At 43.6% G+C, this 16,140-nt stretch carries 13 protein-coding genes; 3 read left to right on the forward strand and 10 right to left on the reverse strand.

Translation table 11 applies throughout. From position 1 onward, the window contains the following. Window positions 1-905 precede the first annotated feature (905 nt). From B3R91_RS03040 to sdhC, 4 genes are all read right to left on the reverse strand, one after another. Window positions 906-1,616 carry a succinate dehydrogenase iron-sulfur subunit gene (locus B3R91_RS03040; RefSeq protein WP_144296830.1) on the reverse strand — a complete coding sequence of 237 codons (711 nt, stop codon included), beginning with the start codon at window positions 1,614-1,616 and terminating at the stop codon, window positions 906-908. A 196-nt stretch (window positions 1,617-1,812) separates the two neighbouring features. Continuing rightward, window positions 1,813-3,663 carry a succinate dehydrogenase flavoprotein subunit gene (gene sdhA, locus B3R91_RS03045; protein WP_286796445.1) on the reverse strand — a complete coding sequence of 617 codons (1,851 nt, stop codon included), beginning with the start codon at window positions 3,661-3,663 and terminating at the stop codon, window positions 1,813-1,815. Window positions 3,664-4,121: 458 nt separating this feature from the next. Continuing rightward, window positions 4,122-4,526, reverse strand: a complete 405-nt coding sequence (gene sdhD / locus B3R91_RS03050; protein WP_102077800.1) for a succinate dehydrogenase, hydrophobic membrane anchor protein — start codon at window positions 4,524-4,526, stop codon at window positions 4,122-4,124. Window positions 4,527-4,528: 2 nt separating this feature from the next. Continuing rightward, window positions 4,529-4,915 carry a succinate dehydrogenase, cytochrome b556 subunit gene (sdhC, locus tag B3R91_RS03055; protein WP_082894375.1) on the reverse strand — a complete coding sequence of 129 codons (387 nt, stop codon included), beginning with the start codon at window positions 4,913-4,915 and terminating at the stop codon, window positions 4,529-4,531. Between the two features lie 1,154 nt (window positions 4,916-6,069). Here sdhC and gltA point away from each other — a divergent pair. Next, entirely contained in the window at window positions 6,070-7,350 is a 1,281-nt protein-coding gene (gene gltA / locus B3R91_RS03060; RefSeq protein ID WP_191691304.1) for a citrate synthase, read from the forward strand. A gap of 88 nt (window positions 7,351-7,438) precedes the next feature. Here the strand turns inward: gltA and B3R91_RS03065 are convergent, their stop codons facing one another. After that, window positions 7,439-8,452: a hypothetical protein gene (locus B3R91_RS03065; protein WP_286796446.1), complete on the reverse strand. Its 1,014-nt coding sequence runs from the start codon at window positions 8,450-8,452 to the stop codon at window positions 7,439-7,441. Between the two features lie 137 nt (window positions 8,453-8,589). Beyond that, window positions 8,590-9,165: a type IV secretion protein Rhs gene (locus B3R91_RS03070; protein WP_414707502.1), complete on the reverse strand. Its 576-nt coding sequence runs from the start codon at window positions 9,163-9,165 to the stop codon at window positions 8,590-8,592. A 229-nt stretch (window positions 9,166-9,394) separates the two neighbouring features. Here B3R91_RS03070 and B3R91_RS03075 point away from each other — a divergent pair, with 229 nt between their 5' ends. Next, a complete protein-coding gene (locus B3R91_RS03075; protein WP_286796448.1) occupies window positions 9,395-10,684 on the forward strand; it encodes a replication-associated recombination protein A in 1,290 nt (429 codons plus the stop codon). A 298-nt stretch (window positions 10,685-10,982) separates the two neighbouring features. Then, entirely contained in the window at window positions 10,983-12,095 is a 1,113-nt protein-coding gene (gene ribBA / locus B3R91_RS03080) for a bifunctional 3,4-dihydroxy-2-butanone-4-phosphate synthase/GTP cyclohydrolase II (RefSeq protein ID WP_286796449.1), read from the forward strand. A 138-nt stretch (window positions 12,096-12,233) separates the two neighbouring features. Here ribBA and B3R91_RS03085 read toward each other — a convergent pair whose 3' ends face one another. The 4 genes from B3R91_RS03085 to hemC form a co-directional block, all read right to left on the reverse strand. Beyond that, window positions 12,234-12,725 (reverse strand): acyl-CoA thioesterase, encoded by a 492-nt coding sequence (locus B3R91_RS03085; RefSeq protein WP_286796450.1) that lies wholly within the window; start codon window positions 12,723-12,725, stop codon window positions 12,234-12,236. Window positions 12,726-12,769: 44 nt separating this feature from the next. Continuing rightward, entirely contained in the window at window positions 12,770-13,711 is a 942-nt protein-coding gene (locus B3R91_RS03090; RefSeq protein ID WP_286796451.1) for a hypothetical protein, read from the reverse strand. 71 nt (window positions 13,712-13,782) lie between these two features. Continuing rightward, window positions 13,783-14,751: a uroporphyrinogen-III synthase gene (locus B3R91_RS03095; RefSeq protein ID WP_286796452.1), complete on the reverse strand. Its 969-nt coding sequence runs from the start codon at window positions 14,749-14,751 to the stop codon at window positions 13,783-13,785. Between the two features lie 121 nt (window positions 14,752-14,872). Further along, entirely contained in the window at window positions 14,873-15,910 is a 1,038-nt protein-coding gene (gene hemC, locus B3R91_RS03100) for a hydroxymethylbilane synthase (RefSeq protein ID WP_286796453.1), read from the reverse strand. Between the last annotated feature and the right edge of the window lie 230 nt (window positions 15,911-16,140).

Genomic DNA, 16,140 nt, shown 5'->3' on the forward strand with positions numbered 1-16,140 from the left:
TCGTCTATTTGATAGATAAATGAATGGAATCGTGCTTATTATTGTGTTGTTCGTTATAGGTTAGCGACATCAATCGTCGCTTTTTACCATTAAAACTTGTCTTAACATTATCTTTTTATTAACCATATCTATAAGTTACCGCTTCTGGTCAATTAAAAACATCGTACCCAAGCTACGTCGTTATAAAAAAGATAATTGCAATACCACGCTTACTATTAAAATTATTTGTGAACGGTCGGTTTTCTTTAGTGGCTCGTTTGACAACATTAATTTATATATAATGCTTGCAACTATAACTAAATTATTAATAGCATGGTTTTACTCAAAAAATTTTGTCTTCAGTTAGCCTTTTAATTGGCTATTTTCGCTGAAGTGGCTTGCTATGGTAGAAAAATATAGGCGATATTACGCCAAAGATATAGTGCTGTATAGGGTAACATGCCTGCCTACCACGCCATAGTTTGTTTGTTCAATACTAGGTATTTACGAAATGAATATCAACTATCATTCCTCGCAACTAGTTAACTTTTATTTGAACAAATTTAGCTAAATTTATAGCCTGCTTTTTGCATTTCTATAGATTTTGAGCGATATAAACATTTATGGTTAATCACTACCATTAAATGAATCTGCGTGAAAATATACGGTTATAATCAATTATATAGACATGCGCACGATATAGCATGCCCTCTTACATACAAGCAACGTATTGTTAATACAGCCTTACTTTCATTGACTGACGCACCACTGCCCATCAACAATAGCTTTTAAAATATCAGTTTTGTGATGCTAGCTTTATAACTGACAGTTTAATACTGATAACCTTGAATAAAAAACACCACCTAATGAGAGGTGGTGTTTTTTTAACAGCGCTATTATAAAGCTAATTACCAATAAATGGTAGACTAACCTGCTTGATCGATCAGTAAATTGCGCAGATGACCGATGGCTTTGGTTGGATTTAGGCCTTTTGGACATACAGATACGCAGTTCATGATTCCGCGGCAACGGAATAAGCTGAATGGGTCTTCTAAACGTGATAGACGAGCACGGATATCAGTATCGCGACTGTCAGATACAAAACGGTTGGCATTCAATAGTGCGGCTGGACCTAAGAACTTATCAGGGTTCCACCAGAATGATGGGCAGCTGGTTGAACAGCACGCACATAAAATACACTCATACAAACCGTTTAATTTTTCACGCTGTTCAGGTGACTGCAAACGCTCGGTTGCTGGCGCTGGCTGGTCATTGATTAAGAACGGATGAACTTTTTCGTATTGCTCATAAAATTGGTTCATGTCGACGACCAAATCACGAACCACTGGCAAACCTGGTAACGGACGAACCGTTACTTTTTCAGGCAAGGTGTTCATGTTAATCAGACAGGCTAGACCATTTTTACCATTGATATTCATGCCATCTGAACCGCAAATGCCTTCACGGCACGAGCGACGGAAAGTAAGGGTTTCGTCTTCTTTCTTCAGGCGTAATAACACGTCAAGCAACATACGATCTGAGTCTAACAACTCAATCGTATAAGTTTGCATGCGCGGCGCTGCGTCCACATCAGGATCGTAGCGATAGATTTCGATGGTGCGAGTACCTCGGCTCATAATGCTAAACTCCACACATTGGTGATGCGGGCTCACAAGCGTACAGTCTAAAGACTGCTATTTATCAGCGCTAGTATGACTATTTCATAGCGCTGATAAAAGCTTATCGCTGGCGCTCACCTTTTATTAAATAAGGGATAAAACGTTAATTCTATGTATACACAAAACTGTATGCCCAAAACTACAAGGGCTAGAATTAATAAACGCGAACTTTTGGCTCGACATAATCGACCGTCAATGGCACTTTACGCACGGGTTTATAGATAATACGATTGCCTTCAGAATACCATAGGGTATGCTTCATCCAATCATTATCGTTACGGCCGTTTGGTGCATAATCATCATCTTCTGGGCGATCGTAGTCAGACACACTGTGCGCGCCGCGGCTTTCATGACGGTTAGCGGCCGATATCATCGTCGCTTTTGCCACTTCATACAAGTTGGCTACTTCAAATGCTTCGATACGCGCGGTATTAAAGACCTGTGATTTATCAGCCAAATGGATTTGGTCGATTTTATCAGCAAGCGCTAGAATTTGCTTAACACCTTCATCCATCATCGCCTGCGTACGGAATACACTGGCATGCTTTTGCATAATGGCGCGAATCTCGTCAGCCACGTCTTGCGCATTGTAGCCTGAAGTTGATTGTTGCAATTTGTCCAAACGACGCACAGTGAAATCAAGCACGTGTGGATCAAGCGGCTTGTAGTTATGGTCAGCATGATGGAATTCATCAACGATATGCTTACCAGCAGCACGACCAAAGACCAATAAATCAAGTAGCGAGTTGGTACCTAAGCGGTTGGCACCATGCACACTAACGCACGCACACTCACCGATTGCATAAAGACCTTTAACGACGTTGCCTTTGGCATATAGACCGTCTTCATCGGTACCCGCTTCTAGATCCGGTACAATCACTTGACCATGAATCGTGGTTGGAATACCACCCATCATATAGTGAATGGTTGGGATAACTGGAATTGGCTCTTTAGTGATGTCAACGTTGGCGAAGTTTTTACCAATCTCGAATACTGATGGCAGACGCTTCATGATGGTTTCAACACCCAAATGGGTCATATCCATCACGATATGGTCAGCGTTTGGACCACAGCCGCGACCTTCTTTGATTTCTTGGTCCATTGAGCGTGATACCAAGTCACGTGGTGCCAAGTCTTTCACGGTTGGCGCATAACGCTCCATGAACGCTTCGCCATCTTTATTACGTAAGATAGCGCCTTCACCGCGGCAACCTTCGGTCAATAGTACGCCGGCACCATGAACGCCCGTTGGGTGGAACTGCCAGAATTCCATATCTTGCAATGGAATACCTGCACGAACCGCCATGCCAATACCGTCACCCGTATTGATATAAGCATTGGTAGAAGCCGCAAAGATACGACCAGCACCGCCTGTCGCTAATACAGTGATTGGTGATTGGAATACCGCTACCGTACCAGTTTCTTGCTCAAGCGCGATAACGCCATTGATGTTACCGGCCTCGTCTTTGATCAAATCAAGGGCGATCCACTCGATAAAGAACTCAGTACCTTGCTGCAAGTTTTTCTGATAAAGCGTATGCAATAGCGCGTGACCCGTACGGTCAGCAGCAGCACAAGCACGTTGTACAGCTTTTTCGCCATAGTTTGAGGTATGACCGCCAAATGGACGCTGATAAATGGTGCCATCTTCGTTACGGTCAAAAGGCATACCCATGTGTTCAAGCTCATATACTACTTTCGGCGCTTCACGGCACATGTACTCAATGGCGTCTTGGTCACCTAACCAATCTGACCCTTTCACGGTATCATAAAAGTGAAAGTGCCAGTTGTCATTACTCATGTTACCCAAACTTGCGCCGATACCGCCCTGCGCTGCAACCGTGTGCGAACGGGTTGGGAATACTTTGGTTAAGACTGCAACCTTCATGCCCGCTTCGGCCAAATGCAATGAAGCACGCATACCTGAGCCGCCGCCACCAACGATGACCGCGTCATAGTTCAGGGTTTTAATATTGCTAATGGTATTATCTTGTCTAGTTGCCATTACGGTTTTCCTAATGCCTGTTAATGCTTAGAAGTAAATAAAAAGGCTGATGTCTATGCTGGTTTCTGTCTTATCATGCGGCAACGTCGGCTAATATTTGCGCTCACGCTACTGACAATAATTTAAACCATCAAAATCTGCTATCAATACCTTTTGACCACTTAAATTGCATATCTATCGTTATATTGGGCTTATCTGTTTATTTAACTATCGGTCTAACTGTCATGCAACTGCTTAATAATGCACTGGTATCAGTGATAAGTTAAATTGAGAAATACCCAACGCTATGATTGGCTCTGTCTATTTTGGCTACTAACGGATTTTTTCATCTAAATGCTTTTAAATCAGTAAGGCTATAAAGGCGGTTAGATTCATCCGTTATTATTCATCGATATATGGCTGCTAATACTACGCTTATAAATAGCCGATGAATAAATATTTACCGGTATGATAAAAAGTTAAACAGCAACAACACCGAAGCCGTTACCCCAAAAAATCATAATGCCCCAAAATAGGAAGACTAAAATAGCGATAATCATCAATGTTTGTAAAAATAAACGCAGTTTAGGCGCGCTTTCACCCATTTTGCCAGAGGTAATATAGTCGGTAAATACCGTCCACATACCGACCCACGCGTGACCAGCCAATGCCAAAATAGCCAACAAGCTGAACAGACGCATCGGTAAACTGGTCATAAAATCAGACCATTCAATGAAGGTTACATTGCCATGGGTTAAGAAAAAGCCCAGCAACACCACACTGTAGACGGCTAGAATGACTGCACTGATACGTTGGACCATCCAATCACGGGTACCTGAGCTTGTTAGACCGGTGGCGCTTTTGATTCCTGAATCATTTTTTATCATTAGAACATCACCCATACAAATGACGCGACAATTAAAATCGCTGCAATCACTAAGCTGACAACAGACGCCATACGCGCCGATTGTAGCTCTTCATTTTGACCATTATCAGCAAATAAATGCTTCACGCCCATCACGAAGTGATAAGCAATGGCGGCGACGAAAATCCACGCTAAAAAGCGAATAAAGACATTGTCAAACACGGTTTCAAAACTCTCAGGCGATGCCAAAGAGTTCTGTAATAACCACAGCATGACTGGGATAAGTAGAAATAAAACAATGCCAGAGATACGATGCAAGATAGAAGCAATTGCAATCGGTGAGCGGTTAACGCTAATCACTTGGCTTAAGGGCAGATTAATAGGTCGGTTGCTTTTCACAGCGGGCATCCTTTTTGCGGTTATACTCCTGTATCAGCTATCAACGCATTATATGAATACTATTTATCAATACTATTCTACAAGCGGCAAGCAACACATGAGATGAATAAAGTAAGGAAGGGCTAGCTGACGTCGTTTCATTTGCGCTAAATATGCAAGGTCGATAAGTCTTATTTATCTGACGTTCAGATAAACTCTATAAATAAAATCTATGCCCATAGCGACTGTTTATTTAGTTGCTATTTGGGTAGTTTCCATTTATAAAGTGGTTATAGACTTCCCTATCGCTCACTGAAGTGACAATCCCTTTTTATGACAAATCATTCACACCCTTTATGCAAAATAAAGAAGTTATATGGAGTTCATAATGTGGGATAAATCGATTAACTATTCTATTTTTACGACGTTGCATCAACAAAAAAGATAACGCCATAATATCGTCTGTAGAGTATCATCTTTTATTAAGGCAAACTTCACTGTTGACTATTTAAAAATAGAACAGTTAACAAGAATATTTAAACGATAAGTCGGGTTTTGGTCTATTAACCGAACAGTCAATCATCAAAAAGTCTCAGTAAAGCTGGGCTTTACCAGTGGTTTTATCAGAGCAACCTATCCATTTGCGCAAAGCTAGTGCCAGTTAAATCCCTCCAATTATAAAATGACTGCGTCATAATTACAAATTTATCCCCTAAATAGTGGTTATCGGTGATTATTTAACAAAAAGCTAGCTATTGGTAAGACGAATTTATTAGTATTGGTGTGTCAGAATCACCTTTTGACCCCAAACAATCTGTCGGCTACTCATACTCTGTCTATCGCATGGTCCATTGGGGCAAATAGTAAAAGTGTTTATTTTGCGATAAGGTGTTAATTTTTATAATGTTAATGAGAATCATTATTTTAGAAGTAAACAGCGGACATGCGGCTAAATTACCAAATAGACATATTTTGATACAAAGTTTACAGTCGTTTAGTACGACTAATGCACACCTATTACAGACATTATTGCTAAAAGTCTTTTCAAAACCTCAGTAATTACTGCTAATATAGCCTGCATATTAAATGGGTTAAATTTTTTTGACCGTTTAACTAGTGAAGACGCGAGGGTATGCGTCGATATATTTTTATTCTAACAAGTTACAAACAATGGAGAGCAGTTTATGGCTGACAACAATGCCAAATTAAGCGTAAATGGTAAAGAATACGAATTTCCTATTATTGAAGGTACTTTAGGGCGTCCAGTTATCGATATTGCTGCTCTACAAGATTCAGGCTTTTGGTCTTATGACCCAGGTTTTAAAGTAACCGCTCCTGTTGAATCTAAGATTACTTACATTGATGGCGGTAAAGGTGAGTTATTACACCGTGGCTACCCTATCGACCAGTTAGCCAACAATGCTGAATACTTAGAAGTGGCGTATGCACTGATTCATGGTGATCTACCAAATGCTGAGCAAAAAGCAGATTTCTATGAAAAGGTTCGTAAACATACGGGTGTTCATGACCAATTACGTAAATTCTTTGAAGGTTTCCGCCGTGACGCGCATCCAATGGCGATTATGGTTGGTGTCGTTGGTGCCTTATCAGCGTTTTATCATGACAACTTAGACGTCAGCAACGAAGCACACCGTGAAATCACCGCTATTCGTCTAATCGCTAAAATGCCAACGCTTGCAGCGATGAGTTATAAATACTCGCAAGGCGAACCGTTCATGTATCCACGTAATGATTTTAATTACGCAGAAAATTTCTTATACATGATGTTCGCAACCCCTGCTGATGTTGACTACGAAACCAATGACGTGATTACTCGCGCGATGGACAAAATCTTTACTTTGCATGCTGACCATGAGCAAAACGCTTCAACGTCTACGGTACGTCTAGCAGGTTCTACTGGTGCCAATCCTTATGCGTGTATCGCTGCCGGTATCGCCGCCCTTTGGGGTCCATCACATGGCGGCGCTAACGAAGCTGTCCTTGAGATGCTAGATGAAATTGGTTCGGTAGAAAACGTTCCTGAATTTATGGAAAAAGTGAAAAGCCGTGAAGTAAAACTGATGGGCTTTGGTCACCGTGTTTACAAAAACTTTGACCCACGCGCACAAGTCATGAAAGAAACTTGTGACGAAGTATTGGGTGCATTGGGTATCAATGATCCTAAGCTTGAGCTTGCTATGGCACTTGAGAAAATCGCTTTAGAAGACCCGTACTTCGTTGAGCGTAACCTGTATCCAAACGTTGATTTCTACTCGGGCATTATACTTAAAGCCATCGGTATCCCAACGTCAATGTTTACCGTCATCTTCTCACTGGCGCGTACTTCTGGTTGGATCAGCCATTGGTTAGAGATGCATAGCGCTCCGTTCAAAATCGGTCGCCCACGTCAATTATATACTGGTGAGACGCATCGCGACTTCATTAAAGTTGAAGACCGCAAATAGTAAGCTGTTATTGGCAGCATAAAAAATCCCGCGACTGAGCGGGATTTTTTTATGGTCTAAATTCAATAAAATGATGACTACTTATTCTTTATTGAAATTCTTTTAAGGTCTGCTCATATTTTGCAATTTGCTCATCATAACCTTGGATGGTTTCATTAAATTTTGCCATCAGTCTCTCAAACTCTTGCTGTTGGTCAATTTTCATTTGCTGCATATCCATGACCTGTTGGGCTTCTATTTGCTCCCAAACCTGATGCTGGATAATCAAACGCGCCAGCGCCGGACTTTTTGCACTTAGTCGACCAGCGATTTCTGCATGTTCAAATAACTGCGGCGTCAAGGTGGCAATGTTAATCAAGGTATCAACCTCTTCTGCACTAAGCGCCGTAGTCACAGGTTGATAAAGCGCCTCTATCGCTTGCTGATAGCTTTCTATAATCTGCTCATCTGTCAACATCACAGGTTTGCGCGGCTCAAGACTGATACGTTTTAGCACCGTTAAATCGCGCTCGCCAACCTCGGTACTGGTATTAATATTCGCGTCCGTAGTAGCATTAGCGTCAACTTCAGAGTCATTGCTAACGTCTGACTCACTATTGCTATTGTCCGTATCAGCGGCTGAATTCGTAGCAGTTGATTTTGCTATTTGCTCAGAATCGTTAGTATTTGCAGCTGGATTAGGGGTATTAGACGGCTTAGCATTGTCTACTGACGCAGCAGAGGTATTATCTGGCAACAAATCATTGCCACTGTCTGAGGCATCTGCCGCTTGTAGCGATTCATATTCAGCTTGTAGACGCTGCTGTAAACTTTTCGCTTGCGCGAGATACAAGGGTTGAAATTGCTCTATGCGCGCAGCAGCGGAGTCACTTTTACGCATCGGCTGACTGTCCTCTACGCTGGTTTTTTCTTTGGGTTGACTATTATCAGCTACTGGTGCTTCTGCTTGCTGCTGACAGCCGCTTAGCAATAAAATTCCAGTCATGGCGGCCGCTAGCAAGGAGCGCGTACGCGGCAGCATAATTGCTTCATTTAGCAACCTTGTATTTATATAGGTATGATGAGTCTCACCATCAGGCTTTACGAGCAAATTTTTAAACATCCGAGTTCTCATCCTTATTAAAAGCAGTGCGCTTATATGCTGGGGCTACTAGCTACTTTATTTTGTCTGTATGTTTAGCAGCTTGTTATTATAAAAAGGTTCAGTCATCATATAAATATCATAGGATAAAAGAAAGACTAAACTTTAAATGTCTCATGAGTTTTATGTTCGTCGCGGGTTCTATTATGGTCATGGCTTTTATCGATTTTTTGTGTCGCTAAAAATGGAATACAACTTTCAAAACCCTGACAATCGCGACCTTGCTGCCGACTGATAAAATAATCTTGTACCATGCGTGCTTGCTGCTCAATACCATAGTTGAAAAAAGGTTTGCCAGCGGCAAGTACATAATCATAGCGGCGATCAATCATAGCACCGCGCACGACTTTAAGACCTTGCTGCAATTGCCACACATGGGTCAATTCATGAATAAGCCAGCTTTGCTTACCCAATGATGATTGGCTAAAATCTGTGACCCAGTCGTCCGGGTGGAAATAAATATTACCATTAGGACTGACAGCGTAGTTTTTTAGTACCCAGCATGCGGTTTTTAGCTGAACTTGCTCAAGCCGGATACTATCACCAAACACCGAACGAGCCAGTGCTATCTCTCCAGCCGCCAGCTGACGCGAACGCTGCTTGGTAGCATTAAGAGGCCTAGCACGAAGAGACTCAGCGCGTTTAAATAAACGCTTGAAAGCAGATAGCGACAGCATAAATGTCTTACCTCGTATTGGTTGCTCGTTTTATATTTGATAATTTGTCATAACATGATTGGTCATCACTGATAAACCATTAATAAGGTCGAAATTGCTTAAAACAAAGCCTTTAAGACATAAGCTGTACACTTAGCTGACTTTTATTAACGTAAATCTGCGTTAGCCTAGCTATAGTCACAACAATACAAAAAAAACAGTCGTTTAATTGATAATAGAGATTTTTATGCCACCCAGTTTTCATGCCGATACGCCCCTTGCTCAGCGTATGCGCCCAAAAACGCTCGACGCTATTATTGGACAAGAGCACCTGTTAGCAGCAGGCGCACCGTTACGGCGCTTGGTTGAGCAAGGGCACCTGCCGTCGATTATTTTGCATGGCGAAGCAGGCATTGGGAAGACCACCATCGCGATGCTATTGGCTGATGCGGTTGGCCGACCTTTTCATGCGTTATCGGCATTAAATACGGGCGTGAAGCAATTACGTGAAGTGCTAGAAACAAAAGACTCGTTAAGTTTTGAATCGCCGGTGGTATTTATCGATGAGATTCACCGCTTTAACAAAGCGCAGCAAGATGCGTTACTTGGGGCGGTAGAGTCAGGTGATATTACGTTAATTGGGGCGACGACTGAAAACCCGTCGTTTAGTGTGAATAACGCCCTGCTATCGCGTTGCCAAGTGTATCGTTTAGAGCCGCTGACGCCTGAGCAAATCAGCGCCGTATTGCAGCGCGCGCTAGCAGAAGATAATATTCTTAAAAACCTAAAAGTTGATTTGCAGGCACAAGAGACAATTAGCCAATTGGCACACGGTGATGCCAGAAAAGCGCTCAATCTATTAGAGCTTGCCATTCAAACGGCAGATAGCAAACAATCGCCATTAATTATCAATGATGAATTGGTCGCTCGGGTCGCTCAGACGGCGCTGGTGCGCTACGATAAAGATGGCGAGCAGCATTACGATATCATCTCGGCCATGATAAAATCTGTACGCGGCTCCGACCCTGATGCGGCGCTATATTGGATGGCGCGGATGCTAGTTGGCGGTGAGCCTGCTGATTTTATCGCACGGCGCTTGGTGATTTTAGCCAGCGAAGATATTGGTAATGCCAATCCTAATGCCCTACTCCTTGCCGATGCTGCACTGCGTAGCGTACAGTCTATCGGCATGCCAGAAGCGCGCATTATCTTGGGGCAAGTGGTGGTTTATCTGGCGACCAGCGCCAAGAGTAACAGCACTTATAAAGCCATCAATGCGGCAATGGCCTTGGCAGAAAAAGACGCCTCGCCTGTACCGCTGCATTTGCGTAATGGCGTGACCAAATTGATGCGCAATCAAGGTTATGGTGAAGGCTACACTTATCCCCATGACTACCCCAATCATTATTATCCGCAAAGCTATCTACCGAACAATTTAATCGGCACAAGTTTTTATGAATTTGCGGACAATCAGCGCGAGCAGCACAGCAAGCAGTTTATGGACTGGCTAAAGGGTCAAGCGGCTAGTAATGAATAACAGCATATTTGCATGCATCATTGATAATACTTATCGCTATTTTTAAGCGATTAATGGACATACTGGCAAGATGACGCAGCACAGTAGGATGAAAAGCGTTAAAATAGCCTCATAATGATATATACAAGTCAATTGAGCGCAGCAATTTTTTTGCTTATTGCTGTTATTTATATGGCTGTTATTAAGCCACGCCATGCTTTACAACAGCGCTTGACGCCCTCTGCTGCTACAATAGACAAATAATAATTTAACCTTATCATCAAACCCATCTATACATAATAAAATATTGAGACTTCCTATGAGTTTAAATACGATTCCTGAGATTATCGAAGACATTCGTGCTGGTAAAATGGTCATCTTGATGGATGACGAAGATCGCGAAAACGAAGGCGATATCATCATGGCCGCGACCCACGTGCGCCCTGATGATATCAACTTTATGATTACCCACGCGCGTGGTTTGGTTTGCTTAACCTTGTCAGAAGCGCGCTGCCAACAGCTGGCATTGCCGCTAATGTCTGACCGCAACGAGGCAAAATTTAGCACCAACTTCACCGTTTCTATTGAAGCGGCTGAAGGCGTGACCACAGGTATTTCTGCCGCTGACCGCGCACGTACCATTCAAGCAGCAGTGTCTTCTTCAGCAAAACCAGAAGATATCGTCCAGCCTGGGCATATTTTCCCAATCATGGCACAAAATGGCGGCGTCCTGCACCGTGCTGGTCATACCGAAGCAGGTTGTGATTTGGCGCGTTTAGCTGGGTTGGAGCCAGCAGCCGTTATCGTTGAGATCATCAAAGACGATGGCACAATGGCGCGCCGTGATGACCTTGAGATATTTGCCAAAGAGCATGGTCTTAAAATCGGGACGATTGCCGATTTGATTAACTACCGCATTGCCAATGAGCAAACGGTCGAAGAAGTCGAATCCCATCCGTTTGAGACCGAATACGGTACGTTTACCTTGCATCGCTTCCGCGAGTTTGGCGCAGACGAAACTCATTTGGCTTTGGTAAAAGGTGATGTCAGCGAAGGTATCAGTACCGTTCGTGTACATGGCTTCCATCCTTTACGTGACTTGTTTGCGGCGAAGAATGACACCACTGGTCGTAGCGGCTGGAGCGTACGCTCAGCCCTAGAAGAAATAAACAATTCAGAGCGCGGCGTGTTGGTTTGGATCGGCAATCATCAGCCGATTGACTTGGGAGAGGCGCTGGATAAAGCGGCTGAAAATCAGTCCATGTCTACCATCGCTCAGCAGCCTTATCGCAGCATCGGGGTTGGCGCACAGATTTTACGTCATTTGGGCGTGCGTGATATGCGCTTACTGTCGTCACCGATGAAGTTTTATGCGCTGTCAGGTTTTGATTTAAATGTAGTAGACTTTATTCATGCGCCTAAGCAAGAATAAAGCCTAGAAATTAAAAAGTACAGCAACATAACAAAGGCACGCTAATATTATTTAGCGTGCCTTTTTATTTATAACGGTATCGTTTTAATGATATTGATACTTAATAATTTGGCCGACTTTTCAAAGTTTTTAAATCTTTTAAAGTTCGGGCGTATGATTAAATTTTGCCTCTAGTTTCAATAACCGCTCACGCTCCTCATTGCTCCACGGCAATTTATCCTTACCCTCACTGTCTAAACGGACGATAACGGCATCAGCGATCGCGACAATCGCCTCTTGAGCACAGCTATAATAGCTATATTCCATCACGATACTGGTATTGCCCAAGCGCTGGCAACGCACGCCTAATAATAACGTATCGGGATAGGTCACCGGGCGTAAATACTGACAGCTTGATTGCGCTAATACTGTCACCATACTGCCATCAAACATACCTAGCGCTTGCAGATAGCCAATCCGTGCTGACTCCGCATAACGATAATAGACCACGTTATTTAGATGATTAAAGGCATCCATTTCGCCCCAATGGATCGGCTGCTGATGAATGATTGGATAATGCGCTAGCTCGCTAGGACGGCTATCATCTACGCCATTATTATTTGCGTTTGTGTGTTGTTCAAAAGCACTCATCACTGCATTTCTCTTATTTTTTTATAGAATTTCAAAAACGACAATTAACGCTTAGGCTTATCTAAAATTTGCGTGGTCAATAATGGCGTTGGCTGTGGCGCCGTGGCAATCAGTCGATCTAACCAGTCAACAACTTCTGCGATATTATGAGGGGCAGATTTGGTTTGATCTTTATCTTTAGAAGTTGCGTTGCTCGTTGTTTGAGCGTTTTTATTATCGGTAGCGGATTTTGACGCAGACGTATCTACTAGAGTTTGTAGCTGTTTACGCGCTTGACGCAGATAGCCAATCAGCTGATCTTTTTCACGCATATTGCTTGCTTGACTGGCAAGGTTTAAAGTCATAATCACTTCATGAATGATAAGCTCTTTGCGGGTGACGCCGACATCGTTAGCGCTAGCATTAGACGCGTTAGTTGCACGAGCAGGACGCTCATAACTATGCAAAAACGCTTGGATATTTTGAATGGCTAAGTTTTGTAGCTGCCAAGGACTCGGCTGCGAGCTTCTTGCTTGCAAGCGTTCTATGTCTTTCATCAAACTTTGCTTGATTACCACGGTAAGCGCAGGGGCAACCTCATTACTGCTTTGAGACAGTTGCCAATGCAGACCGCGCAACAACTCAATCGCCGCACTCTCATTATTATCCGCCAATAATCTATCGGCCGCCTGTATCTGAATGCGCAACAAATCAAGCTGGTTTTGCGCTTGGCTATTAGCAGCGACGCGCGGCTCTGGCAGCGTCTGCTGACTCATCACAAAGATGCGATCGTCCATCTCATTTAGGCGGCTGACGACTTGCTCATTACTTTGCAAGCGCTCATTTATACTGCGCTCAAAGCGCTGTTGACTAATAAACAACCACAGCAGAGCAGCAATAAGCAATAATATGACCAGCCATTGCAAACGTACCAAAAACATATTTGCTTGCCGGCGCTGCTGAATAGCAGAAGGCTCCTTAGCTAACGAGTCAGAATTCATGGACATAAGGCAGCACCGTTGGTGAATAATTTTTTAAGCAAATATAAAATAAATGGCTTGAGAAAAGGAAGTGTTTTTTAACTGCAACCAACTAGCGGTGTACGGATTGCCGCAACAATGGTTTCGGGCGCCAAATCTTCCACGCGCCAATAACTTAAATCCTGACCAGCAACCATATTGGCTAAGCGCTCGCCTAGTACGACATAAGCAAAATCGTTGAGTTGCAGCGGCGCATGGTTTGGCTTTTCTGGATTTGCTTTTTGCCCTAAATCCTGTGCTGCCACCTCTGTAACAATCGCTTGCCAATGCTCAAACGCCGTGCCACTACTGACAATCACGATAGGTTTTGGCTGCTCAGACTTTTGGCTAAGATACTGGGCGTACCATTCTTTATACTGCGCCATAGCATCATTAGGCATTTTGCGCTCATACCAAGCGATGCTATCGATATGGACACCGCGCGCCTGTAAGGTATTGACCAATAAACGCCGTCCGCCAAGCCCGCGCCATACCAACAGCTTATCACCAGCCTGCAGGCTGTCAATTTCTGGCATCGCTAACATCCCTTCATTATTAGCAATCAGAGGCTGCAATACTTGATAATTCGCCGCATCGAGTTTTGTGTCATTTAATACCGCTGCTGTGGCTTCTCCTACTGCTATCAGATGGCTTGGTGCTTTTAAACCTTTAAGGCTAGCGTCCTGTTGCGCGCTATTAGCTCCCTCAACCAGCTGAGCTTGGCGCTCATGTTCAAGCGCCTGCCAAACGGCTAAGCCAGAAGCTGCCGCTGTCGGACTCACAATAACGAGCGCTTGATAATCACCGGCAAACCATTGGCGCATCAATACCATGTCTTGCTTGGTCGTTGGCCGCGCCTCTAAGGTCAACATCGGTATATCAACTACTGAAAATCCTGCCGCCTGCAAATGATTGGTCAGCGGCGCCGCACGTTCAACTGGACGCGTATTGATGACCACTGGCGGCAGCGATGCTGGCTTATTAATGGTTTGGTTTGAAGCAGTAGACTCAGAGGATGACCAAGACATAAACATACCGTGACAGAAGTTAAAAAGTGAGCTTACGCATACAGTCATTGCAGCGACTTTATGCGTAAATGGCTAGCGACATTTTATTGTTATGCCACTTAAAGGTAATTTATTTTACGCTTTATTTAGACTGATAAATCGCTGATAAAATATCACCCGCACCAATCTCTAGTAGCATCTCAGCGACTTCAATACCTAATTGATTGGCTTGCGCTTCTTGTTCGACTTGACTGCCAGTTAAGGTTAAGCGTTTCTCAGCTTTGAGTAGCTCGCTACCGTCTTCTTGACCGACGCGGCCGCGTAGCCATAATACATTACCATTGTCGTTATTACCGTTTTGGCCATTGTTTTTGCTACTGCTATCGTCGTCTGCATCAGCCATTTGTAATACCGCATAAGCGGCAATCGGTACTTGGCAACCGCCTTGTAAATGACGGTTTAATGCACGCTCAGCGATAAGACGGATACGAGCTTTGTCATCGTTTAACGGTGCTAATAATTTTAAAACCTCGTCGTCACCTTCGCGGCATTCAATCGCAAGTGCTCCTTGTCCAACGGCTGGCAAGCAAACATCAATATCCAGCTCACTACGAATGCGCTCGTCATGCTCGATACGCTGTAAACCACTGGTTGCTAAGATAATAGCATCATACTCGCCGGCATCAAGCTTACCTAAACGCGTACCAACGTTGCCGCGCAGGGTCTTGATTTGCAAATCGGGGCGATAGGCTTTGATTTGACATTGACGACGCAAGCTTGCGGTACCAACCACTGCGCCCTGTGGCAATTCATCGATATTATGATAAGTGTTCGATACAAAGGCATCGGTTGGCGAAGCGCGTTTACAATAAACACCAAGCGTCAAGCCTTCTGGTAATTCCATCGGCACGTCCTTTAAAGAATGTACCGCGATATCTGCCTGTTTATCATATAACGCCTGCTCGAGCTCTTTAACAAACAAACCCTTACCACCAATTTTAGCCAGCGGCGTATCCAAAATCTTATCGCCTTTGGTGACAATTTTTAGCAGGTTAATGGTTAGCTCAGGATACAGCGCCAGTAAGCGGTCACGAATATGCTCCGCTTGCCATAATGCCAATGGACTTTGGCGGGTAGCAATATTTAAGGTAGTCAAAGCAGGTTGCTGCATGGTGCTCATAAAAGGCCTCAATAGATTCGATATAAAATCGCGTTGGTGAATAACAGTTACTTAACGACAATTGCTCAACAACGGTCGCTCAACAACGAAGGATTCAGTATCTTTACAATAATGCGAATGTATAGTCAAAATACCCTAAAAACGCTACGGTATTGCTGATATCAATTTTTTGTAGCCTCTGTCTGCGCAGGCACAGCAAGCAAGAAAAATTGATATCAGCAGTGCGTGAT

Source organism: Psychrobacter sp. UBA6291, from assembly GCF_002439405.1.
GTDB classification, from domain to species: domain Bacteria; phylum Pseudomonadota; class Gammaproteobacteria; order Pseudomonadales; family Moraxellaceae; genus Psychrobacter; species Psychrobacter faecalis.

Bases quoted from the DNA above. Each gene is read 5' to 3' on its own strand.
- sdhA (WP_286796445.1), bottom strand. From the start codon at position 3,663: ATGGCAACTAGACAAGATAATACCATTAGCAATATTAAAACCCTGAAC.
- sdhC (WP_082894375.1), bottom strand. From the start codon at position 4,915: ATGCCCGCTGTGAAAAGCAACCGACCTATTAATCTGCCCTTAAGCCAA.
- ribBA (WP_286796449.1), top strand. From the start codon at position 10,983: ATGAGTTTAAATACGATTCCTGAGATTATCGAAGACATTCGTGCTGGT.
- B3R91_RS03065 (WP_286796446.1), bottom strand. From the start codon at position 8,452: ATGTTTAAAAATTTGCTCGTAAAGCCTGATGGTGAGACTCATCATACC.
- B3R91_RS03040 (WP_144296830.1), bottom strand. From the start codon at position 1,616: ATGAGCCGAGGTACTCGCACCATCGAAATCTATCGCTACGATCCTGAT.
- gltA (WP_191691304.1), top strand. From the start codon at position 6,070: ATGGCTGACAACAATGCCAAATTAAGCGTAAATGGTAAAGAATACGAA.
- B3R91_RS03095 (WP_286796452.1), bottom strand. From the start codon at position 14,751: ATGTCTTGGTCATCCTCTGAGTCTACTGCTTCAAACCAAACCATTAAT.
- B3R91_RS03075 (WP_286796448.1), top strand. From the start codon at position 9,395: ATGCCACCCAGTTTTCATGCCGATACGCCCCTTGCTCAGCGTATGCGC.
- B3R91_RS03090 (WP_286796451.1), bottom strand. From the start codon at position 13,711: ATGTCCATGAATTCTGACTCGTTAGCTAAGGAGCCTTCTGCTATTCAG.
- B3R91_RS03085 (WP_286796450.1), bottom strand. From the start codon at position 12,725: ATGAGTGCTTTTGAACAACACACAAACGCAAATAATAATGGCGTAGAT.
- hemC (WP_286796453.1), bottom strand. From the start codon at position 15,910: ATGAGCACCATGCAGCAACCTGCTTTGACTACCTTAAATATTGCTACC.